General features: G+C 65.6%; 19 protein-coding genes. 13 read left to right on the top strand and 6 right to left on the bottom strand.

Annotated elements, in window-relative coordinates:
• Positions 1 to 136 precede the first annotated feature (136 nt).
• From CRP45_RS30925 to CRP45_RS30895, 7 genes are read left to right on the top strand one after another with little or no spacing between them, the layout of a single operon-like run.
• Positions 137 to 715, top strand: coding sequence for a hypothetical protein (locus CRP45_RS30925; RefSeq protein ID WP_097248179.1), 579 nt, complete (start codon positions 137 to 139; stop codon positions 713 to 715).
• On the top strand, positions 705 to 2,072 hold the full coding sequence (locus CRP45_RS30920; RefSeq protein ID WP_245910623.1) for a glutamine synthetase family protein: 1,368 nt from the start codon (positions 705 to 707) through the stop codon (positions 2,070 to 2,072). Before CRP45_RS30925 ends, CRP45_RS30920 begins: the two co-directional genes overlap by 11 nt.
• Positions 2,073 to 2,100: 28 nt before the next feature.
• On the top strand, positions 2,101 to 3,597 hold the full coding sequence (locus tag CRP45_RS30915) for an aldehyde dehydrogenase family protein (protein WP_245910622.1): 1,497 nt from the start codon (positions 2,101 to 2,103) through the stop codon (positions 3,595 to 3,597).
• Positions 3,598 to 3,632: 35 nt separating this feature from the next.
• Positions 3,633 to 4,739 carry a Zn-dependent alcohol dehydrogenase gene (locus CRP45_RS30910; RefSeq protein ID WP_097248178.1) on the top strand — a complete coding sequence of 369 codons (1,107 nt, stop codon included), beginning with the start codon at positions 3,633 to 3,635 and terminating at the stop codon, positions 4,737 to 4,739.
• Complete coding sequence (locus tag CRP45_RS30905) at positions 4,736 to 5,500, top strand: gamma-glutamyl-gamma-aminobutyrate hydrolase family protein (RefSeq protein ID WP_218841209.1); 765 nt, start codon at positions 4,736 to 4,738, stop codon at positions 5,498 to 5,500. Before CRP45_RS30910 ends, CRP45_RS30905 begins: the two co-directional genes overlap by 4 nt.
• A 48-nt stretch (positions 5,501 to 5,548) precedes the next feature.
• Positions 5,549 to 7,003, top strand: coding sequence for a flavin-containing monooxygenase (locus CRP45_RS30900; protein ID WP_097248176.1), 1,455 nt, complete (start codon positions 5,549 to 5,551; stop codon positions 7,001 to 7,003).
• Positions 6,996 to 8,576 (top strand): AMP-binding protein, encoded by a 1,581-nt coding sequence (locus CRP45_RS30895; RefSeq protein ID WP_097248175.1) that lies wholly within the window; start codon positions 6,996 to 6,998, stop codon positions 8,574 to 8,576. Before CRP45_RS30900 ends, CRP45_RS30895 begins: the two co-directional genes overlap by 8 nt.
• Positions 8,577 to 8,627: 51 nt before the next feature.
• On the opposite strand, the gene CRP45_RS30890 is transcribed toward CRP45_RS30895, so the two are convergent.
• Both CRP45_RS30890 and CRP45_RS30885 read right to left on the bottom strand, forming a co-directional pair.
• The gene (locus tag CRP45_RS30890) at positions 8,628 to 9,536 is read right to left on the bottom strand and encodes an NAD(P)-dependent oxidoreductase (RefSeq protein ID WP_179831072.1); all 909 of its coding nucleotides are present in this window, start codon (positions 9,534 to 9,536) and stop codon (positions 8,628 to 8,630) included.
• 82 nt (positions 9,537 to 9,618) lie between these two features.
• Entirely contained in the window at positions 9,619 to 11,058 is a 1,440-nt protein-coding gene (locus CRP45_RS30885) for an APC family permease (RefSeq protein ID WP_097248331.1), read from the bottom strand.
• Between the two features lie 369 nt (positions 11,059 to 11,427).
• Here CRP45_RS30885 and CRP45_RS30880 point away from each other — a divergent pair, with 369 nt between their 5' ends.
• Positions 11,428 to 11,982, top strand: a complete 555-nt coding sequence (locus tag CRP45_RS30880; protein ID WP_179831071.1) for a TetR/AcrR family transcriptional regulator — start codon at positions 11,428 to 11,430, stop codon at positions 11,980 to 11,982.
• 31 nt (positions 11,983 to 12,013) lie between these two features.
• Here the strand turns inward: CRP45_RS30880 and CRP45_RS30875 are convergent, their stop codons facing one another.
• Entirely contained in the window at positions 12,014 to 12,475 is a 462-nt protein-coding gene (locus tag CRP45_RS30875; protein WP_143861581.1) for a hypothetical protein, read from the bottom strand.
• Positions 12,476 to 12,757: 282 nt separating this feature from the next.
• Here CRP45_RS30875 and CRP45_RS30870 point away from each other — a divergent pair, with 282 nt between their 5' ends.
• From CRP45_RS30870 to CRP45_RS30850, 5 genes are all read left to right on the top strand, one after another.
• The gene (locus CRP45_RS30870) at positions 12,758 to 13,993 is read left to right on the top strand and encodes a PucR family transcriptional regulator (protein WP_097248171.1); all 1,236 of its coding nucleotides are present in this window, start codon (positions 12,758 to 12,760) and stop codon (positions 13,991 to 13,993) included.
• A gap of 178 nt (positions 13,994 to 14,171) precedes the next feature.
• Positions 14,172 to 15,065, top strand: coding sequence for a TetR-type transcription factor C-terminal domain-containing protein (locus tag CRP45_RS30865; protein WP_097248170.1), 894 nt, complete (start codon positions 14,172 to 14,174; stop codon positions 15,063 to 15,065).
• Between the two features lie 108 nt (positions 15,066 to 15,173).
• Positions 15,174 to 16,382, top strand: coding sequence for an acyl-CoA dehydrogenase family protein (locus CRP45_RS30860; RefSeq protein ID WP_097248169.1), 1,209 nt, complete (start codon positions 15,174 to 15,176; stop codon positions 16,380 to 16,382).
• Positions 16,379 to 17,401, top strand: coding sequence for a phosphotransferase family protein (locus CRP45_RS30855; RefSeq protein ID WP_245910620.1), 1,023 nt, complete (start codon positions 16,379 to 16,381; stop codon positions 17,399 to 17,401). The genes CRP45_RS30860 and CRP45_RS30855 overlap by 4 nt, the downstream gene beginning before the upstream one ends.
• Positions 17,398 to 18,144: an SDR family NAD(P)-dependent oxidoreductase gene (locus tag CRP45_RS30850; RefSeq protein ID WP_097248168.1), complete on the top strand. Its 747-nt coding sequence runs from the start codon at positions 17,398 to 17,400 to the stop codon at positions 18,142 to 18,144. The genes CRP45_RS30855 and CRP45_RS30850 overlap by 4 nt, the downstream gene beginning before the upstream one ends.
• A gap of 516 nt (positions 18,145 to 18,660) precedes the next feature.
• Here the strand turns inward: CRP45_RS30850 and CRP45_RS30845 are convergent.
• From CRP45_RS30845 to CRP45_RS30840, 3 genes are read right to left on the bottom strand one after another with little or no spacing between them, the layout of a single operon-like run.
• Complete coding sequence (locus CRP45_RS30845; RefSeq protein WP_097248167.1) at positions 18,661 to 20,049, bottom strand: cytochrome P450; 1,389 nt, start codon at positions 20,047 to 20,049, stop codon at positions 18,661 to 18,663.
• 5 nt (positions 20,050 to 20,054) lie between these two features.
• Positions 20,055 to 20,396 (bottom strand): DUF6545 domain-containing protein, encoded by a 342-nt coding sequence (locus CRP45_RS35365; RefSeq protein ID WP_425436992.1) that lies wholly within the window; start codon positions 20,394 to 20,396, stop codon positions 20,055 to 20,057.
• 54 nt (positions 20,397 to 20,450) lie between these two features.
• A complete protein-coding gene (locus CRP45_RS30840; RefSeq protein WP_097248166.1) occupies positions 20,451 to 21,302 on the bottom strand; it encodes an alpha/beta fold hydrolase in 852 nt (283 codons plus the stop codon).
• Positions 21,303 to 21,735: the final 433 nt, after the last annotated feature.

The following is a 21,735-nucleotide window of genomic DNA, read 5'->3' as shown; positions in this document are numbered from 1 at the left end:
ATCGGCAGGCCTTGACAGATCAGTTGATTAGATCACATGATTATGTCACACGATCTGATGGAGAGAGGCGGATATGCCTGAATCAACAAGCCACTCAGCAACCGGAAATGTGGCGGTGACAAGCGGTGCGACACCGATGGTCCTGTCGGTGTCGCGGCGTCTGCGTGAGGCGATTGCCCACGGTGCGACGTTCACTGCCACCGACGAACCCCAGATCGTCTGCCTGTCTTCGACGAGCGACGCGCAAAAGGCTTTCCTCACCTTCGTCGGCGCCGAGATCACCGTCTCTGCCGACAGCGGCGGCGCCGAACCGGACCTCACCTGGGATGTGCGCTGGCCCGATCCGGTGCCGGCCGAGATCGACGGCGAGGCGCTCGACGGCTTCGCGAAAGAGGTCCAGGTACTGCTGGCAGGCCGCGACATCGACTGGCGTACCGCGGCGGAGGAATTCTGGAATCGCGTGCATGCGGTGCCGGGCGTGCCGGGTGGCCTCGGCGTCTACTGCTTCGACGAGGGCACTTTCGCCGAGTTCGGCGACCCCGCGAACGACGGCTACCGACTCCTCGGCACGTCGGCGGCGCTCGCGCGCCTGTTCGGGGGCCGTTCGCTGATCACCGAGGAACTCGCTGGTGGCGAGCTCGCGGTCGACGGCTCTGTATCTGGATTCTCGGCGCTCTTCGGCGCCAATCTGAAGGTGGTGTTCGGTGAAGTCTGACGTGTTCGGTGAAATGGCCCCCGTTTCGAGCGTGCGTCTCGAGGCGACCAATCACGACGGTGTTCTGATCGGCAAGACACTGTCCCGTGCGAAGTACACATCGTGTCGGGACAAGGGTGTCGCTGTGCCGGATCTGGTCCTCGGCTTGGACCTCAACAACAATTCCTCGCTCGGTTACGACCATCCGGCGTGGCGGCGTAATGGTCTGATCACCGATATCGAGCTCCGGCCGGACGAGAGCACGTTGATCGAATGGAAGCCGGGCATGGCTTCGGTGATCGGTGACCTCTGGACCCTGCAGGGAGAGCCGGTAGCGGCGGACCCCCGTCAGGCGCTCAAGCGGATCGCGGCCGCGTACGCGGAGCGCGGCCTGAGCGTGCTCGCGTGTGTGGAGATCGAAGCGACGGTCTTCCAGGAGTCCATCGATCAGGCGCGCGCGCAGCAGTATCAGAACCTCACGCCGCTCGGCGGCAGTAGCGGAGCCGCGCTGGTGCACGCGAAGTCGCCGGATTACGTGGAGTACATGGAGGCGGTTGTCGCGCGCTTCGACGAGATCGGGCTTCCCTGGGAGGCGTGGTCGGACGAGGCCGCGACCGGTCAGATCGAATTCAACATCGCCCCCGCCGATCCGGTCACGGCCGCGGACCGGTGGGCGCGCGCCCGCCAGGTCATGCGCGAGGTCGCCTATTCCCTCGGGCGGTCGGTGACCTTCATGTCGAAGTGGTCCGCGGAGTACGGACAGGGCGCTCATCTGAACGTCTCGGTCAGCGACGCGAACGGCAACATCTTCTTCGACGCGAACGAGCCGAACGAGCCGAGCGAGCGCATGCTGCACTTCCTCGGCGGCGTGATGGCCACGCTGGAGGCATCGACCAGCTTCGCGTTGCCGACCATCACCTCCTACCGGCGGCTGATGGAACTCGAAGGTCCTCCGACCACGCAGACGTGGGGCATCGCGAACAAATCGTGCGCTGTTCGCGCGGTGCTGGCAGGCCCGTCCGCCACGCGCCTGGAGTACCGGCTGCCTGGCTCCGACTCCAACATGTACTCCACGCTTGCCGCGTTCCTCGCCGGTGGCCTGCTCGGGCTCGACGAGAAGTCGACACCGCCGCCGCGCTTCGAGCGCATGGCGTGGGCGCTGGCACCGGGCACCGTTCCGGTGGTCCCGAAGAACCTCTACGACGCCATCTCGGCGCTGGACGCCGACGACCAGCTGCGCCGGTATCTCGGGGACGAATTCGTCGACTACTGGGTCGGCCTTCGTCGATGGGAGTGGTTCTCCTACCACACCGGCGCCGAACGCACCGACGACCAGATCTCGGTCTGGGAGTCCGTGCGCTACTTCGAACTCGCATGATCACCATTCACGGAAGGCAGTGCAGAGCATGACGAACACGATGTCCGGCAGCGAACAATTGCGTGCGCTGGCCGCCACCGTGCCGACCTCCTTCCGGATGTGGGAGGGCGGCGAGTGGACCGATGCGGCGAGCTCCGAGACGCTCCCGCTGCGCGATCCATGGTCGGGCGAGCAGTTCACCACGGTTCCGGCCGCCTCGGCCACCGATGTAGATCGCATGGTCAAGACTGCCCGCGCGGTCTTCGAGGGTGGTGCGTGGTCCCGGATGGCGCCGCGGGAACGCGGCCGCATCCTGATCGCGTGGGCAGACCTGATCGAGCGTGACGCCGACCGACTGGCCGTCATGGTCTCCCGTGAGATGGGCAAGCCGGCGCGGGAGGCCCGCGAGCTGGAGGTCGCCTCCGCCGTGCGGAACCTCCGCTGGTATGGCGAGCTCTCGGACAAACTGATGGACGACTCCCCACGTGGCTTGCAGGACACCGTCGCTCTGGTCACGCGGGAGCCGCTTGGCGTGGTCGCGGCGATCACGCCGTGGAACTTCCCGATCAGCCTTGCCATGCTCAAGCTCGCGCCTGCCCTGATGGCCGGAAACAGCGTGATCCTCAAGCCTGCCTTGCAGACGTCGGCATCCTCACTGCGCTTGGCGGAGTTGAGCAGTATCGCCGGCCTGCCCGACGGGGTGCTCCAGGTGGTGACCGGACGCGGCTCGGTCGTCGGTACGGCGCTCGGCAGGCACAACTCCGTGGCCTGTGTGACCTTCACCGGCTCGACCGAGGTCGGCCTGCAACTGCTCGGCGACTCCGCGGTGTCGAACGGGAAGACGGTGTCCCTCGAACTCGGCGGGAAGTCGCCGAACATCATCTTCGCCGACGCACCCGATCTCGACCAGGCCATTCGCACTGCCGCCTGGGCGTTCACCTACAACACCGGACAGATGTGCACCGCGGGTTCGCGGCTGTTCATCGAGCAGTCGGTGTACGACGAGGTGGTCCGGGGAGTGTGCGATCAGGTCTCGGCGCTGACGATCGGCGATCCGCTCGACCCGGAGACAGTCCTCGGACCGCTGAGCAGCCGCAGCCAGTGCGACACCGTGCTCGAATTCATCAAATCCGGTGTGGCCGAAGGCGCCACGCTGCTGACGGGCGCTGAGCACCCACTCGACGAGGACCGTTCCCTGGTCGCGCCCGCTGTCTTCGTCGATACGACACCGGCGATGCAGATCGTCCGCGCGGAGATCTTCGGCCCGGTCGTCTGCATCCAGCCGTTCCGGGACGAGGACGAAGCACTCCGGCTCGCCAACGACACCGAGTACGGCCTGGCCGCGTCGGTGTGGACCCGCGACGTGTCGCGGATTCACCGGATGGCTCGTGGACTCGATGCCGGGAACGTGTGGGTCAACTCGTACGAGGGCGGTGTGCCGTCGACTCCCTTCGCAGGCCGAAAACTGTCCGGCAACGGCGCCGACAAGGGCACCTACGCCCTCGACAAGTACAGCCAGTTGAAGACGACCTGGATCGCCCTCTAGCCATACCCGGCCGAGGCCAGACCGAAAGAGCTACATTGCCACTGACCATCACCGCCGCCGTGCTCAACACGGCGCCAGGAAAGCTCGAGTTGGAGGAGCTCGTCCTGGACGATCCAGGCCCGGACGAGGTGCTCATCGACGTGCACTACTCGGGATTGTGCCGTTCGGACCTCCACGAAATCGAGGGCGCGTGGCCCGCCACGTGCCCGACCCTGCTCGGCCATGAGGCCTCCGGCGTGGTTCGACGCGTGGGGGATCAGGTCCGTACGCTCCGACCCGGCGATCACGTCGTGACCTGCTTGAGTATCTATTGCGGGGAATGCCGTTTCTGTCTGTCCGGCCGGATGACCCTGTGTCCCCGCCGTGGCTCACTGGGGAGCCGGACCCAGCCCGTCCTGGTCAACGCACGAGGACAGTCCGTCCACCCGACAGCGCGGCTCGGCGCGTTCGCCGAGGCGATGGTGGTGCACGAACACTCAGCGGTGCGCATCCCGGACAGCATGCCTCTCGCCGCCGCCTCTGTCCTCGGATGCGCGGTCGTGACGGGGTTGAGCTCGGTGTTCCGCAGTGCCCGGGTGCGGCCCGGCTCGACGGTCGCCGTGCTCGGCTGCGGCGGAATCGGCATCGCGGCGATCCAGGGCGCTCGCCTCGCCGGCGCCCGCGAGATCATCGCCATCGACGCGGTCGAGGCCAGGCTGACCGACGCGGTGAAGTTCGGAGCGACGGCGACCGTGCATGCCGGGCAGGTCGACACCGTGGCGGCGGTACGTGAGCTGACCGAGGGCGGCGTCGACTACTCGTTCGAGGCCGTCGGGCTCGCCGCGACCGTGGAGCAGGCATTCGCGATGCTGGGTCCGGGCGGTACCGCCACCGTGGTCGGCCTGGTGCCGGACAGCCAGCCGATATCGATCCGCGCCTCGGAGCTGTTCCTGCTCGAGAAGCGGCTCCAGGGAGCGCTGATGGGCTCCAACCAGTTCCCGACCGACATCCCCGGATACGTCCGGTACTACGAGCAGGGCCGCCTGAACCTCGACGACATGCTGTCCACGACCGTGAGCTTGGACCGAATCAACGAAGGATTCGAGCTCATGAAGAGCGGCGGCGGCACCCGGGTGGTCGCGAGCATCAGGAGTGAATCGTGAAACCTGTCATCGCCATCACCGGCAGGCGGATCTCCGCCGAATCCCTCAGAGACGTCGACAGCCGTTGGGCGGCATGCCAAGCCGACATGTTCTGGGCCGAGGTCAGTATGAAGGTCGCCGAGGCCGGGGGTATCCCCGTCGAGCTTCCCTACGAGGCTGCCGGACCGGAGATCATCGCACGCGTCGACGCGCTCGTGGTGACCGGCGGCCAGGACGTCGACCCCGAACTCTGGGGTGGGCCGCCTCCCGAACCCAGCCCGACCGGTGGACAGATGCTGACCATCGACCGGCGCCGCGACGACTACGAGATCACCCTGGTGCATCACGCGGTCGCGCGGGGGATTCCGGTGCTCGGCATCTGCCGTGGCCACCAGGTTCTCAACGTCGCGCTCGATGGCACGCTGATACCGCATCTGAGCGACCGGGGAATCCGGCACTATTCCCTCGCCGGAGTCCCGGACCGGCGTCCGGATCGCGAGCACCAGGTCGACCTGGACGCGGGCACTCTCGCCGCGGAGCTGTATGGATCACGGTGCCGAGTGAATTCCTGGCACCACCAAGCGGTCGATCGCCCCGGCGAAGGGCTTGTGGTTTCGGGCCGGGCGCCCGACGGCGTGGTCGAGGCCATCGAGCTGCCCGATCAGCCGGTGCTCGGCCTCCAGTGGCACCCCGAGGCCAGCGTCGAGCTCGAGCCGTGCTTCCCCTGGCTTGTCGAGCAAGCGCGGGTCACCGCGGCAAACGACACCGTCGCGGCGCGGTAGCGGTCACTCAGCAGCGCCGAGTCGTCGGCGAGCTCAACGGATTAGGAGATGGAATTGAACGGCTTGGCCGAGGTCGACGTCGTCATCGTCGGCGCTGGTATTTCCGGCATCGCCGCAGCCGCGGATCTACAGCGGAACTGCCCCGACAAAAGCTTCGTGGTGCTGGAGATGCGCGAATCCGTGGGCGGCACCTGGGATCTGTTCAGATACCCGGGCATTCGCTCCGACAGCGACATGTTCACGTTGGGCTACGGCTTCAAGCCCTGGACCGCACCGGAGGCGATCGCGTCCGGCGAGGCGATCAAGAACTACCTGCGGGAGACCGCGGCAGAATTCGGGATCACCGAGAAGATCCGGTTCGGCACGCGCCTGATCGCCGCCTCGTGGAGCAGCGCCGACAACATCTGGACACTCACACTGCACGACAAGGACGGCGAGACGCGGCTGCGCTGCCGGTTCCTCCACCTCGCCACCGGCTACTACAGCTACCGCGGGGGCTTCAACCCCGAGCTTCCCGGCGAGGAGTCGTTCGAGGGGCGCGTGGTCCACCCGCAGGAATGGCCGGACGACCTCGACTACCGGAACAAGAACGTCGCGGTGATCGGGTCGGGAGCCACCGCCGTGACGCTGATTCCCAGCCTGGCGGGCGAGACGGCGAAGGTGACCATGGTCCAGCGGTCGCCCACCTACGTCTACATCGCGCCAGTGGTCGATCCCGAAGCCGAGCGGTTGCGCGAGGAGGTCGGCCCCGAAGACGCGTTTCGTCAGATCCGCCTGCGCAATCTGTATGCCCAGCAGGAGACCTACCGCCAGGCGCGGCAGTACCCGGAGGAATTCAAGAAGACGATCTTCGATGCCATCGACGAGGTCGTCGGTGTCGAGGTCCGCGAAGCCCACTTCACGCCGAGCTACGAGCCCTGGGATCAGCGCGTCTGCGTGGTGCCCGGCGGCGATCTCTTCGAGGCCATCCGGGACGGATCGGCGGACGTGGTGACCGGCCACATCGAGCGTCTCACCCCGGCAGGCATAGCGATGCAGGACGGGACTCATGTCGACGCCGACATCGTCGTGAAGGCGACGGGGCTGAACCTCGTCCTGGGCGGCGAGGCGACCTTCGACGTCGACGGGGAGATCGTCGACTTCGGGCGCTGCTGGACCTACAAGGGTTTGGCATTCTCCGGCGTGCCGAACATGACCTACGCCTTCGGGTTCGTGAACTCGTCGTGGACGTTGCGGATCGAAGTGGTCGACGACTTCCTGTGCCGGGTGCTCCGGCACATGGACGAGATCGGCGCGGCACGAGTCACGCCAACGCTGGCGCCTGGCGACGACGACATGCCGCGGCTTCCCTACAGCGCGGGTGTGACCTCGGGGTACATGCAGAGAGCTGCCCGCCGGATGCCCGCGCAGGGGGATCGCGAGCCGTGGCTCAACCCGCAGAACTATGACGAGACCGTCCGACTGCTGGAGTCGGTCGACGACGGCGTGCTCCGCTATGTCTGAGGCGACGCACGCCTGGGCGGCGATGACACCCACGGCGTTTCTCGACCGAGCCGCCGCCGCGCACGGATCACGAATCGCTGTCGTCGACGGCGAATCGCGCTGGACTTACACCGAATTCCGCGAGCGGTGCGGTCGGCTCGCGGGCGGACTACGAGAGATCGCCGCGGGCAGGCCCGTGGCCATCATGGCGCCCAACACCCATGAACTGCTCGAAGCCCACTACGGTGTGCCCTTGGCGGGGGTTCCCCTGGTTGCTCTCAATACCCGACTCGGCATCCGGGAGCTGTCCTACATCCTGGAGCATTCCGGCAGCGGCGTGATCATCTGCGACGCCCGGTACGCGTCCCTCGTCGACGAGGTGTGCGCGGGCATGGAGAAGCCTCCGGTGGTCATCGGTTCAGGACATGCCGACTCCGGCTACGAGGATCTGATCGCGAGTTCCGCACCGTTCTGGACAGAGATCACCGACGAACGATCGCTGCTGGCAATCAATTACACCTCCGGCACCACGGGAGCGCCGAAGGGGGTCATGTACCACCATCGCGGCGCCTATCTGCAGTCGCTGGCCATGGCGAGTCACTTCGGGCTGGGGCCCGACTCCGTCCATCTGTGGACATTGCCCATGTTCCATTGCAACGGCTGGTGTTTCACCTGGGCTGTCACCGCGGCCGGCGGCACGCACGTCTGCCTGCCCAAGGTCGATCCCGCGGAGATCTGGAGATTGCTCCAGCTGGAGGGGATCACCAGCCTCAACGGCGCCCCCGCCGTGCTCGACACGATCGCCTACTTCGACGCTGCCACGACGTTGTCCCGCGCCGTTTCGGTTGGCACCGGGGGTGCGCCCCCCGCACCCGCGGTGCTGCGCAGGATGGAGCGTCTCGGGTTCGATGTCACGCACCTGTACGGACTGACCGAAAGTTTCGGGCCCGCACTCATCTGTGAGGCGGTGCCCGAGTGGCGGGATCACGACGACGAGACCGTGATCCGGCTCAAGGCGCGCCAAGGCGTCGGCAACGTCGTGTCTCTGCCGCCGCGGGTGGTCGACGGTGCCGGACACGATGTGCCCGCCGACGGCACGACGGTCGGTGAGATAGCGCTCCGTGGCAACAATGTCATGCTCGGATACCTCGACGACGAAATCGCCACCGGCGAAGCGATTCCGGACGGTTGGTTCCGCACCGGTGATCTCGCGGTGCGCCATCACGACGGATACATCGAGCTTCGCGATCGGAGCAAGGACATCATCATCAGCGGGGGAGAGAACATCGCCAGCGTGGAGGTCGAGCATGTGCTCGCGGAGCACCCTTTCGTGCTCGAGGCGGCCGTCGTCGGAACCGCGGATCCTCGCTGGGGCGAGATCCCTGTCGCCTTCGTACATCTGGTTCCCGGCGCCGACGCGACGGAGGACGAGCTCGTAGAACACGTCAAGCAGCGATTGGCGCGCTACAAGGCTCCCCGCAGGGTTCTGTTCGGTCCGCTTCCCAAGACGTCGACGGGCAAGACCCAGAAGTATCTGCTGCGAGCCCGAGCGGCGGAAGAGCATGGCCTCGGATCTCCACCGTCCACGCCGTGATCTCATCGGCCCCGAAGCTCACGACCGAGAGCTTCGGGGCCGACGACATTGTCATCCAGCTTGTGCGACATCCTTGTTCACATCGCGGGTGTCATACAGCTTGAACAACGCGTAGAGGGACTGTTCGCTCAAGCCTGCGTCGACTCCGCGGGCCAGCAGTTCCGCCGCTGCCTCGACCATGGGTGCCGAGCCGAGGCGGTCGTTCAGCGTTTCCCGGAAGGTCACGGAGCCCGAGTGGTAGACGTCGATGGTGGCCTGGTCGGTCGAGAAGTCGCCGGTGGTCAGGCTTTCGACGCACTGCTGTTGGGCGGTGTGCAGAATTCCGTCCAGCTGTCGAGCCACCAGGAGCAGCTCGTCGACGGGAACGCCACAGGCCGTCACGTACCGGGCGGCTTCGATGAAGCCGAGGATGCTCACGCCGTAGAACGCGCCGACCCCGGCGAGGTCGAGGACGTTCGCTCCCTTGGCGTCGCCGGAGACGTGTCGCGATGCGCCGCCCATGGCGCGGATGAGTTCCCGGTTGGCCTCCCAGACCTCCGGCGAACCTGCCACGAGAAGCTGACAGGTCCGGGTTCCGATCTGCTCGGGAAAGGCCAGAATGGCCCCGTCGAGATACTGCACTCGCTGGGTCTCGGCCCACCGTTGCAGCCGGTCGGCGTCGCTAGGGGCACCGGTGGTCACGTTGATCAGCGTGTGCCCGTCCGGCATGTCGACCGTTCCGAGGACCTTCTCGACGTCGTCGTAGGTGCGCAGGCAGGTGATGGTTGCTCGCGCCGACCCCACCGCCTGATCCGCGGTGTGTGCTGACCGGGCCCCGAACGGCTCGAGGGCTCGTGACTTCTCGGGGGACCTGTTCCAGGCAGTAACGCTGTACCCCGCCGCGAGCAGCGCGCGCCCGAGGGCCGCTCCCATGTTTCCGCAGCCAAGGAGCGCGACGTCGAACTTCGGTTGCTGTTCCAAGATTCCTTCTCCTATATATCTTTTCGTCTTCCGAAGGAGGTGGCGGGCACCTGCTGAGCGCAGGTGCCCGCGGTGGGCGCGGCTACTGCCGCCCGATCTTGGCGTAGGTCTCCGGGCGAGTACTACGCAGCTTCCGGGCGTAGGCGGCGCCGAGAAGAACAGATCCATAGAGCAGCGCCAGCATGCCGACTACCACTCCGGTCCCCGCCGTGATCAGCACGGAGATGTTGGTTGTCGCGAGCCAGAGGACGATCGCGAGGCAGACGAGCGCAAGGGCCGGCGCGACCTGCCGGTGCCAGGCAGTCGTGTCGTCGGGCCGGTGGCGAGCCATGAACGCCATGACCGAGGCGGATGTGATCAGCATCAGGGTGATCAGGCCGTAGCCGAACGCGCCGGAAAGCTGCGCGTAGAGCAGCTTCGGCTCGGCGCCCAACACGACGAACGCCAGGAAACCGACCAGAGCGAGGGCCGAGATGATGGCCGAGGCCCGGTGCGGAGACCCGTGGCGTGGGTGGGCGAATCCGATTCGCCGCGGCAGCACTTCATCCACCCCGAGGTTGAACGCGTACCGGGCAAGGATGTTGTGTGTGGCGAGAAGCGCGGCGAATCCGGCCGTAGTGAGAAGTGGCACAACGAGATCGGAAGCGAAGGCGCCCACGTACGCGTTCAGGGTGTTGAGGAACGATCCAGTCGGATCGGCGGCCGTCTGGGCCGCGGCATCCGCCGGGCCGATCGCCAGGATGATGGCCCAGGTCGACACGGCGTACACGACGCCGATCAGCGCGATGAACGCGTAGGTCGCGCGCGGGATGGTCCGATCGGGGTCGCGGACCTCGTCGCGAAAGACGACGGTCACCTCGAAGCCGGCCATGCACAGCATCCCGAACAGCAGGGCGATGCCCACGTTGCCCGAGAAGACGTTATCCGGCAGGAACGAATCGGCACCGATGCCCATCGCGCCGCCCTTCGCCACGACGAATACGTCGTATACCGCGACGAACAGGACCTCCAGACACAAGCAGACGCTGAGCGCCTTGGCGGAGAAGTCCAGGTTGAAATAACCGAATGCGCCGACGACTGCCTGCAGGACCAGCGCCCAAACCCACCACGGGAAGCCGCCGATGACGATCTCGAGGTAGAGGCCCGCTACGGCGTATACGGCCAAGAGGAGGATGTAGTAGCAGGTGACAGCGAGGAAGGACGCGCCGAGGCCGATCTCCCTGCCGAGTCCGGCCGTCACGAACGAGTAGAAGCCGCCCGGATTGGTGATGTGGCGCGACATCTTGATGAAACCGACGGCGAACAAGCCAACAACAGCCGCCGCGGCGATGTAGGCGACGGGCGCTCCGATGCCGTTTCCATAGCCGATGACCACCGGCGCGAACGCGGCCACGACCCCGAGCGGGCCGTTGAATGCCAAGACAGTGAAGACGAGCTGGACGATCCCGAGGTTGCCCCGCAGACGCTGGGCTCCCTCCGAATCCTGCTGAACCGGTGGGGCGTTGGGGTCATCGATGGTCATTGGCACTTCCGTTCGTTCATTGGATTCGAGCAGACCCCAGACCCAGCCCTGGACGGCGTTCATCGTCTTCGTCGGATGGCACATCGGGCTGTCAGGAATGTGACCTGAGGCACATGTGAACGATAGGGGTCGCTAAGCGCTTGATCAAGTATTTCGACTAAATCGATTGATTCGATTGCCTGATTCGATCGGCGGAGTCGCCGGGCGCGTTCGCCTGTCGCGGCGGGGCGGCGGACCTCCTGAGGTCGCGTGTGATCGACGACGAAATAGGGCCTGTACACTTGATTTAGTCAAAATTGGCAAGGTGCCAAGTGCCGATGAGCGAGAGGGGTGGACCAGTTGGCCCACGTGCCGACAGCGGATCGTTCTGTGCAGATCCTCGAAGCGGCGGTTCGTGTCATCGCCGAGCACGGAGTCGCGAACGCGACGACCCGCCGGATCACCGAAGCGGCCGACGCGCCACTCGCATCGCTGCATTACTGCTTCCGCGACAAGGACGGTCTCTTCCGGGCGGTCTTCGAGAATCTCGCCGCCGAGGCCACCAAACCGTTCGCTCTGATCGAGTTGGGCGATCTGGAGGCGACCGCCACAGACCTCGTTCGACATTCGGGGCACTGGGTCGTGGAGCATCCCGACTACGCGTTGGCTCAGCTCGACCTCTACCTGTGGATGGTCCGCAATCGGCCGACCCTGGCGGCCGAGGCGTACAACGTCTACCTGCGAGCGGTAGCCGACGTTCTTCAGCGCGCAGCAGGCCTGTCCGCACGCCCGGAAGCCGTCGAGGCGCTCGCATCGGTGCTGATCGGCGCGACTGATGCGCTCGTCGTGCAATGGGCCTCACACCGAGATCCGGCGCGCGTCCAAGCCTATGTCGACGTCATTTGTGCCGGAATCCCGGCGATGTGCAGCGGTATCCAGGAATAGTCTCTGTCCGGGGCTTCGCGGGCATGCCGGCTCACCGCTTGCGCAGGGCCGCGATGATCGACACCGGTGAGGGGCGGTAGCGGTCGGTGGGGGCGGACCCGTGCCAGCGGTGTGCCGGATCGCCGGGGGAGGGCAACAGGATCTCCTGACCGTCGCCGACGATGCCGGCTCCCCACCGGTGCAGTAACTCTGCGGTGCGCGCACTGCGGCGCAGGTGGCTGGGAACGGGCGCGGTGAGCAGCGTCCAGGTCGTTCGCCGGCCAACTTGCCGGTTGATGATCACCGGTACCACGAATGGCAGCCGCCGCACCAGGCCGGCGGCCAGCGCGGCCGGTACCACGATCGCGCCGACGAGCCCCGCCGGGACGAAGATCGGACCACTGCCGGAACGAAGGAACGCGGTGATCCCGCATCGCTGCTTGTAGTACTTCACTTGCGCCACAGCCGCTGCCGCAAGCTCCTCGCGCGGTGTCGAAGTCGCTCGCTCGTTCACCGCACCGCGCCTTTCTCAGTGCACCTGAGTGGCACTGCGCGACGGGCGCGGCGCCGACTGCCGATCAGCGACCCGATGTACGGCGCCATGGCCAAGCCGTGTCCGTCGAAAAGGTCCTTCACCGCCAACTCCTTCGTTGGGCCCGTCGTTGGTGTGTCAACTGTCTCGAACCGCGGTTTCGGGACACAACGACAGCGCGCACCTCCTTTTGTCCGCGGGGGTGCACCGTGCACCCGTCGCGGTCGGGTTCGGTGAAGCTAAGCGGCAGGGCAGACTGAGAACATGGAGGAACTGTGGCCCCGGCCTACGCCCGAGGTCGCCGACGCGATCCGGTCGCTGTGCCAGCTGTTGTTGACCGACACCGACGTCTTGACCGAGGCGATCGCAGGACCCTCCCTCACGGCGCAGAACGATCCTGCCCTGCTCTCGGATGCCTCGCTGGTCGAGGAGGACCGCCACCTCAACCGCTCCGAGCTTGTCCAGTGGCTCACCTCGAACGTCCAGCAACCGGGTCGAAGGGTGGAGCCCTACATCGGCCCGAGGACAACGGCGTACATTCACGACCTCGTCTCCCGCGGCATCGCGCCTGATTTCGTCGGCGGGTGGCGGGTGGCCCTCGGTATCGGCTGGCGCCGATGGCTCGAAGAATGCGCGGCGCGGTGTGAGAACTCCGACCTCCTTGTCGAGGTCCTCGACGTGTCGGCGAAGTCGATGGTGCAGTACGCCGTCGACTCGGTCTCGGCGTTGCGCGAGGCAAGCCTTGCGGCCGCGATGGGTAATGCGGACGCCGAGGCGATTGCCCTGATCCAACTGATCGCCTGTGGGGCTCCGATCACCGAGGACCTCGCGGAGGGGCGCCTGAGGTACCGGATGTCGCGCGCACACGTGGGTCTCGTCTTGTGGACCGACGATCCGCAGCAGGCCGGAGCAGTGGACGAGGTGGTCGCGGCCGTGCGTTCGGCTTCGGCGGGGCGCAGCGCCCTGGTAGCTCGTGCCAGCGCTACTTCGCGGTGGGTCTGGCTCTCCGATTCCGCGACACCGGACCTGCGCCAGGTCGAGAAGATCGTGGCGAAGGCCGAGGACGTGCGAGCGGCCGTCGGACGGCCGGGACACGGACTCGACGGGTTCAGGTCCAGCCACCAGGACGCCCTCGCCGCCCAGGCCATGGTCATTCGACTCGGGTCGACTCGACGCTTCACGGCGTACGCGGACGTCGAGCTCATCGACGGCCTCACGAAGGACCGCGCCTGCGCCCAACGGTTCGTCACCAAGACTCTCGGACCACTGTCCGAAGCGGACGAAGTATTGCGGAACGCTCTCCTGACCTACGTGCAGTGCGGCTTCAACACCACTCGGGCGGCGGCCAAGCTCTACGCCCACCGGAACACCATCGAGCGCCGGGTCTCCCGTGCCAACGAACTCTCGGTGGTCAAGGTGGAAGACAACCCAACACATGTCGCCGCAGCACTTCTGGTGCTGGATATCGCGCCGGATATCGTGGGGACCGCGCTCTCCTGAGCCCAGGAGAGTGCGGTCCGGTGATCGGGTCGGCGGCGAAAGCGGCGTAGGGAGATTACCGATCGGACGATCGGACAACGTCGCGCCTTGGAACGCAAGTGGCATCAGCGCGATATGCAGGTCACCGCGAGCGGTCGAGGATTTCTTACAGCCTTTCATGTTCAGATAATCTGAACGAATGGACAGCGAGTGGAATCTTCCGTCGGCGCGTGAGGTCGGTCGGGCCATCCGGTCTGCGAGGTCTGGCCAAGGGGTGTCCCTGCGCGAGCTCGCATCCCGGATCGAAGTCAGTCCAGCCACCGTCAGTGCGATCGAGAACGGCAAGACCCGTGTCGACATCGGTCGGCTCCATGCGATAGCCGCAGCTCTCGATGTCGACGCTCGAGAGTTGCTTGACCGACTCGGTGATCCTGACCTCGAGAGGAGTGTCGAGCCGCAGGTCGTCGTGTCGCGCCCGTCTGCCGCGCGGGCCGACCAGTCCTGGCGAGTGTTCGGTCCTGTGAAGCTCGACCCGGTGCTGCGGGCCGCGATCGACGACTTCGTCGACAAGGGCTACCACGGCTCGACGATGCGGTCGATCGCGACGCGGGCGCGCATGAGCGTGCCGGGTGTGTACCACCATTACCGCAGCAAGCAGCACCTGCTGGTGGCCTGTCTGGATATGACGATGGACGAGCTGTTCGTCAGGGTGCCCGCGGCTCGCGACGAAGGTGCGGATCCGGTGGAACGGGTCGCGCTGATGGTCGAGGCGCTGGCGTTGTTCCATATGCACCGGCGAAAGCTGGCTCTGATCGGCGCCAGCGAAATGCGCAGTTTCGAACCGGCGAACCGGCGCAGGATCAGTGCGCTTCGAAACGACCTGCAGCATCTGCTGGATGCCGAGATCGCCGAGGGGGTCGACCGAGGTCTCTTCGCCACGGACAGCCGTCATGCAGGACGGGCGATCTCGACGATGTGCACGTCGTTGTCGCAGTGGTATCGCGACAACGGGCACTCGAGTCCAGAACGCATCGCCACGGACTATGCGCGCTTCGCGCTCGGTCTGCTGGGTTCTCGTGTTCAGAATATCTGAACAACTGGCGCTGCTGTCTTTCCAATATTGACAGCTAGTTGACGTTTATGTCACGGTACCTCCGGTCTAGGCCGAGTGAACGTTCGGCAAGAACGACGAGGAGTGTCTGTGGCGATCGATTTGTCCCAGCGGGCTGAGGTCCGTGCGCTGACCGAGCTCACCCGTGACTTCATCGCATCCGAGGTGCTGCCCATCGAGGACGCCCACCGTGGCGACATCACGGCGGCGGGAGGCGATCAGCTGCGGGTGAAATTGCAGCAGGCGGCCCGCGATGCCGGAGTCTTCGCGCCGCATGCGCCGGTCGAGTACGGGGGGCACGGTCTCGGCATGGCCGAGCGTGCGCCGATCTTCGAGGCCGCGGGCTATTCGCTGTTCGGCCCCCTCGCGCTGAACATCGCCGCACCCGACGAGGGCAATGTGCACCTGCTCGCCGAGGTCGCCAACCCGCAGCAGAAATCCGAGTTCCTCGAACCGCTCGCCCGCGGTGAGATTCGCTCGGCCTTCGCCATGACCGAGCCGTCGCCGGGCGCCGGCTCGGATCCCTCGGCCCTGACGACGCGCGCGGTCCGATGCGATGGCGGTTGGCGCATCAGCGGACGGAAGTGGTTCATCACCGGCGCGGACGGTGCGGACCTGTTCATCATCATGGCCCGCACTGCCGGCGAGCCGGGACAGCGTGGTGGCGCGACGATGTTCCTGGCATCAGGCGACACCCCAGGTATTCGGCTCGTGCGCCACATCGACACATTGGACAAGTCGATGATCGGTGGACATTGCGAACTCGTCTTCGACGATGTGTTCGTCCCCGACTCGGCGGTCCTGGGAACGGTGGACCACGGGTTCGAACACGCTCAGGTACGGCTGGGGCCTGCGCGGATGACGCATGTGATGCGCTGGCTGGGGGCCGCGCGCCGCGGCCACGACGTCGCCGTGGCTCATGTGGCCGAACGGCACGGTTTCGGCTCCCGCCTGGGTGACCTGGGCATGACCCAGAAGATGATCGCCGACAACGAGATCGACATCGCCGCCACCAGGGCACTGATGCTGCAGGCGTGCTGGGAACTCGATTCCGGTGCGGCCGCGGCGAACTCGACCTCGATCGCGAAAGCCTTCGCGGCCGAGGCGATCTTCCGGATCGTCGACCGCAGCGTGCAGATGTGCGGCGGCCTCGGAGTGTCGGAAGACCTGCCTTTGGCTCGGCTCTCACGCGAAGTGCGCCCGTTCCGCATCTACGACGGCCCCTCCGAAGTCCACCGATGGGCGATCGCCAAACGGGTCGTCAGCGCCGCCAAACGCGCGCAGCGGAGTGGCGAATGACCAGGACCGACATGAACATCCCTGCCCTACAGCAGTTTCTGAAAGAACACGGCGTCGAGGTACGCGGCGAGCTCAACGTCGAGCCGATCGGCGGAGGGCGCTCGAACCTGACCTATCTAGCCTTCGACGATGAGTCGAAATGGGTTGTCCGCAGGCCCCCGGTAGCGGGCCTGACACCCTCCGCCCACGACATGGCGCGCGAGTTCACCGTTACGCGGGCCTTGCGGAATTCCCCGGTCCCGGTCGCCGAGACGATCGCCTTCGACGAACACGGCGTCACCCTTGGCGTCCCGATGACCGTGGTCGAATTCGTCGACGGTGCCGTGATTCGCGACCAAGCCGACCTCGCGGCGTTCACCGACGATCAGCTGGCTTCCGCAGTGGGGAAGCTGGTGCGCGTCTTGGCCGACCTGCATGCGGTGGACCACAGGTCGATCGGTCTGACCGAATTCGGTCGCCCCAACGGTTTCGTCACGCGCCAGGTGAAGCTCTGGGCGGCACAGTGGGACCGAGTCAAAACGCGAGAGCTCGCCGATGTCGATGCGCTGCGCGCAGCGCTGACCCGATCCATACCGCCGGAATCGGCGGCCACGATCGTCCACGGCGACTTCCGCATCGACAACACGATCGTCGACCCGGCCGATCCCGGGCGGGTGCGGGCTGTCGTCGACTGGGAGTTGTCGACCCTGGGCGATCCCCTCACCGACGTCGCGCTGATGTGCGTCTACCGGTCTCCGGCGTTCGACCTGGTGTTGGGTTCCCAGGCCGCATGGACCAGCGACCGCCTACCCGACGCCGAGGACCTGGCGCATTCCTATGCCGAGCTCTCCGGGCGTGACCTGGCCAACTGGTCGTTCTACTTGGCGCTGGCCAACTTCAAACTGGGCGTCATCGCCGAGGGCATCACGCACCGAGCCCTGCACGGCTCCGATTCCGGCCGAGCTGCCGCGCGTGCGGCCGAGGCGACACCGGAATTCATGGCGGCGGGCCTGCGCGCACTGAACGGAGTACGGAATTGACCGACACCACACCAACCGCACTGATCACCGGCGCGTCCCGGGGAATCGGACTCGGAATCGCGTCGAGTCTCGCCCGAAAGGGGTACGGGCTGACCATCTCCGCCCGCGATCCCGACCGGCTCGCAGTCGTCGCCCACGAACTCTCCGCAGCGGGCGCCGCCGACGTCCTCACCGTGGCCGCGGACATGGCCGACGCCGACGGGGTGCAAACTCTGCTCGACGCACACGCTCAGCGGTTCGGCGCTCTCTCGGCGCTGATCCTCAACGCGGGAGTCGGCACCGCGGGACCGTTGGCAGACGCCTCGCTACACCGGTTCGACAAGACCTTCGCGGTCAATCTCCGTGCCCCCGTCCAGCTGATCCAGCAAGCACTCCCGCTGCTGCGCGCCGGAGCGGCTCTCGCGCCTGAACGCGGCGCGAAGGTGATCGCGTTGTCCTCGATCACCGGCGTCTACGCCGAGGCCGGTCTCGCGGCCTACGGTGCGGCCAAGGCGGCCCTGATATCGCTGTTCGCGACACTCAACGCCGAAGAATCCGGCAACGGGATCACCGCCACCACAATCGCTCCCGGCTACGTGGACACCGACATGAGTGCATGGATCCACGACCGGATCGCACCGGAACAGATGCTCGCCGTGAGCGACGTCGTTGAGATGGTGGATTCCCTACTTCGCCTGTCCTCACGCGCGGTCGTGTCGAACATCGTCATGTCCCGTGCTGGTACCTCCGGATACAGCGCATAGCGCGACCAGGAACGACCACCCGCTCGGTTTCGTGAGGAAGCGCCTCGGACCGCGAACTCGGCGACGGCTGGTTGTCGATGCCGAGCGGGGATCGCCGAACTGAACAGCCCTGCAACAGCTTTCAGAGGCGCTCGTCGCGGACCGGGCCGTCGCCAGGTGGATCGCCGACGGATGCGGGCAGTCGACGATCGAGAACACCCTTGCCGCACTGGGTCGCGTGCTCGACCAGGCGGTGCGTGACGACGTCATCGATCGCAACCGCATCGACGTCCAGGATGGCAACGGCTCCACGCGCGCCGCGAGGACGAGATAGACGACCCTCAGGCGTCGGCGCTGCCGAACTGGACAGCCCCGCAACAGCTTTCAGAGACGCTCGTCTAGGGCATAGAACACCTGCCACGGTAAAAGGGTCGATTACCTCGCTGGCGAATTGTCCAGGGTCGGCATGGTGCGTACCGCCGAGTCGGAGATTTGTCGACGCGTCGTATAGACGCTGTTTGGCCGGGGTAGGACCGCTTAGATCCTCTGATGCAGTTTGAGGCGGAATCCGTTGGGCTTGAGGGTGATCTGTTCGCGGACGTCGAGGCGGTAGCCCGGTTCGGGTTCGAGGGTGAAGGTGTGGATGATGTGGGCAAGGGAGAGAAGGATTTCGTGGTAGGCGAATTGTCTTCCGATGCAAGCTCGTTCACCGGTGCCGAACGGTTTGTACACATAAGCGTCGAGCTTCCGCAGGTTTTCGGGGAGGAACCGATCGGGGTCGAATTCGTCGTGGTCGGGTCCCCAGACCGGGTCGCGGTGTGCTTGGAGGGTCAGCACGAAAACCCAGTCACCCTTTTCGAAGGTGTATCGACCGTCGCCGATGGTGGTGTCGTGTCGGGCCTCTCGGAAGTATCCGGGGGCGATCGGCCATAGTCGCAGTGTCTCGTCGAGTACGCGGCGCAGGTAGCGCAGTTTGCTCACGTCGGGGTATTCGATGTCGGCTCGCCCGGGGCCGGGCCAGCGTTCATCGACTTCCGCACGGGCTTTGGCCGCGACGTCAGGGTGGTTGGCGAGGAAGTAGAGCGCGAACGCCAGTGCGCCTGCGGAGGTTTCGTGGCCGGCGACGAGGAAGGTGAGGATTTGGTGGCGGATGTTGATCTCGTCGAGTTTCTCGCCGGTGGCGGGGTCGGCGTGATTGAGCATCAGCCCGAGTAGGTCGCGTGTGCTGTCGGGGTCTTCGCGGCGGCGGGCGGCGATGACGTCGTCGACGAGTTGGTGTGCGTAGGCGATGTCACGTCGGTGTTGTTCGGCGCGGCGGCGGGGGAAGTTGTGCAGTGCCGGGGGGAGGTTGGCGTTGCGGTTGATGTGGCGCAGACCTCTGGTCATCGCGGCGACGAAGGGGTGCTCCTCGCGGCGGGTGAACGAGTCGAACGAGTAGCTGAATCCGGCGCGGCCGATCACTTCGAGGGTGAATCTGTTGGTGGAGTCGGCGATGTCGACCCATTGGTCTTGCCGCGCCGACCAGTAGTCGAGGAGGTCGAAGACGGTGTCGGTCATGGCCTGGTGGTAGCGCCGCATCGCCTCCTGGGTGAATGCGGAGCTCAGAATGTTGTGTGCCTTCGACCAGTTCGGCTCATGGTTGTAGGCGGTGAACAGGCCGTCACGGGCGATGGGGCGCATCAGCTTGAACAGGACGCCGACGTTTTTGGTCCAGTGCTTTTCGTCATTGATCTCGCTGATCAGTTCCGGGCTGCTGACGACGACGATGGGGTACTTGACGATGAGGCGTTCGAAGATCGGCCCGTACCGGCGAGCGTCGGCCATCGACGCCTGGGTTGGTTTGGCAGGGTTGATCGTGAGGACGTCTCCGAGGAGCGGTAGCCGGAACCGTGGGTGCGGAAACTGCTGGACCGGGCGGTTCGACACGTGGGTCAACGGGCTTGCTCCTTGTTCGGTCGGTCCGGCAGCGACACTACTGTGTGCCCCTGGTGCACGCGCGATTTGGCTGCGGGCCAGTCACGGGCCAGCTCGAGCAGGCTTCGCAATTCGGCGTCCGGGTCACCTCCCGGAGCCCCAGACGCGATACGCACTTGCCTCGATGTCAGTTCAAGTTGGGCGCCTGTGGTTTTGGCGTAGAACGCGCTGGCGACGCGTAGCGCGTGCGCGCTCGGACCTGTATCCCGACCACTGTCACCGGGGAGAGGCGTCGTATCGGTGAGGTCGTGCATATAGGGGCGTAGTTGCAGCAACGCGTCGCGGATCTCTACGTTCATCCGCAGCCCCGGGCGAGCGTCGGAGGGGACTCGACGCGGTCACGTCAGGTTGCTCTACCGCTGCAGGAACTCGAGGCTCAGGCGTTCGAATGCCTGTTTGGCTTCGATCATCACCCAGTGGCCACAATTGGGGAAGGTGTGCACTTCGGCGTTCGGAATGAGGCGCATCGGTGCGAGGAGCATGTCGACGGGGCTCTGCCGGTCGTTGATTCCCCAGGTGAGAAGTGTCGGGCATGTGACCTTATGCATCATCGACCAGTACGGTGGCCGGTCAGAGTTGGCCAGCATCTGCCGTTGCAGCTCGAAAGCCTTGGAACCGTACATCGCCGCGAGCGCTACCTGCGAAGCCGGGCCTGTGGCCGCTTCCCACCGTTCCTCGATCAATTCCTCGGTGACGATCGAGGGATCGTGCACCATGCACATCAACCAGCGTACGAGCTTGTCCTTGCTGGGACTGTCGGCGAATTCCTGCAGCAGCCGGGTTCCCTCGCTGGGGTTCGGACTGAAGATGTTCGGACCGACGCCGCCGATGGTGATCAGCCTGCTGATCCGCTGCGGACTGCGGATGGCGAGGTTGATGCCCACCACCCCTCCCATCGAGTTTCCGATGACAGCCGCGGTCTCGATCTCGAGGGCATCCATGAACCTGAGTGCCGCCGATCCGGCGGTCAGCACCGGATGTCCATCCACCGGATCGCTGATCCCGAAACCGGGAAATTCCAGGATGTAGCACCGGAAATGCTGGGCAAAAGCGCTGAGGTTGCGGCGATAGTTTCGCCAGCCACTCACCCCGATGCCGGAGCCGTGGAGTAACAGCAAAGGCTCTCCGGTGCCTGCTTCGTGGTAGTGGAGAATGCCCTGGTCGGTCTCGATCTGCCGATGTGTCTCTTTATAGGTTAAGTCCACCGATCCACACTAGAACCAGTTCTACTGGCGCCGCGGGTGATGTATATCACAACTGCAGGCGGGGCTGTCCGTCTCGGTCGGTGACGTACCGCATCGGCCGACGTCGGTCCGGTGAAAGGGGTTGCGGCGCAGTGCCTCTCGAGTGTCGTTGGCTTGATCCAACAACCATGTGGAGTGTGCGGTAGCGGTTGACTGACGAATGAAACCTGTTCTAGTCTGCGAAGGCAGGTTGGGAGTACGTGTTCTGATCGGGGGTAAGTGATGACACCATCTATTTGCTGCGAGCAAGCGCGGACCATCTAGGTCTGGCTGAATCGTTGTAATTCTGATTGTCGCCGGTTTCAATTCTGCGATTTGCGGGTTTATCGGCTATTTGTGTCGTCCGATATACCGGTCGAACGCCTCTGCAATGGCAGTGCAATGGCGCGCTGTG

Origin of the sequence: Nocardia amikacinitolerans, assembly GCF_900215415.1 — a bacterium.
GTDB classification, from domain to species: Bacteria; Actinomycetota; Actinomycetes; order Mycobacteriales; family Mycobacteriaceae; genus Nocardia; species Nocardia amikacinitolerans.
Note: the sequence above shows the minus strand (reverse complement) of the source record. Positions and strands in the feature narration are given on the sequence as shown.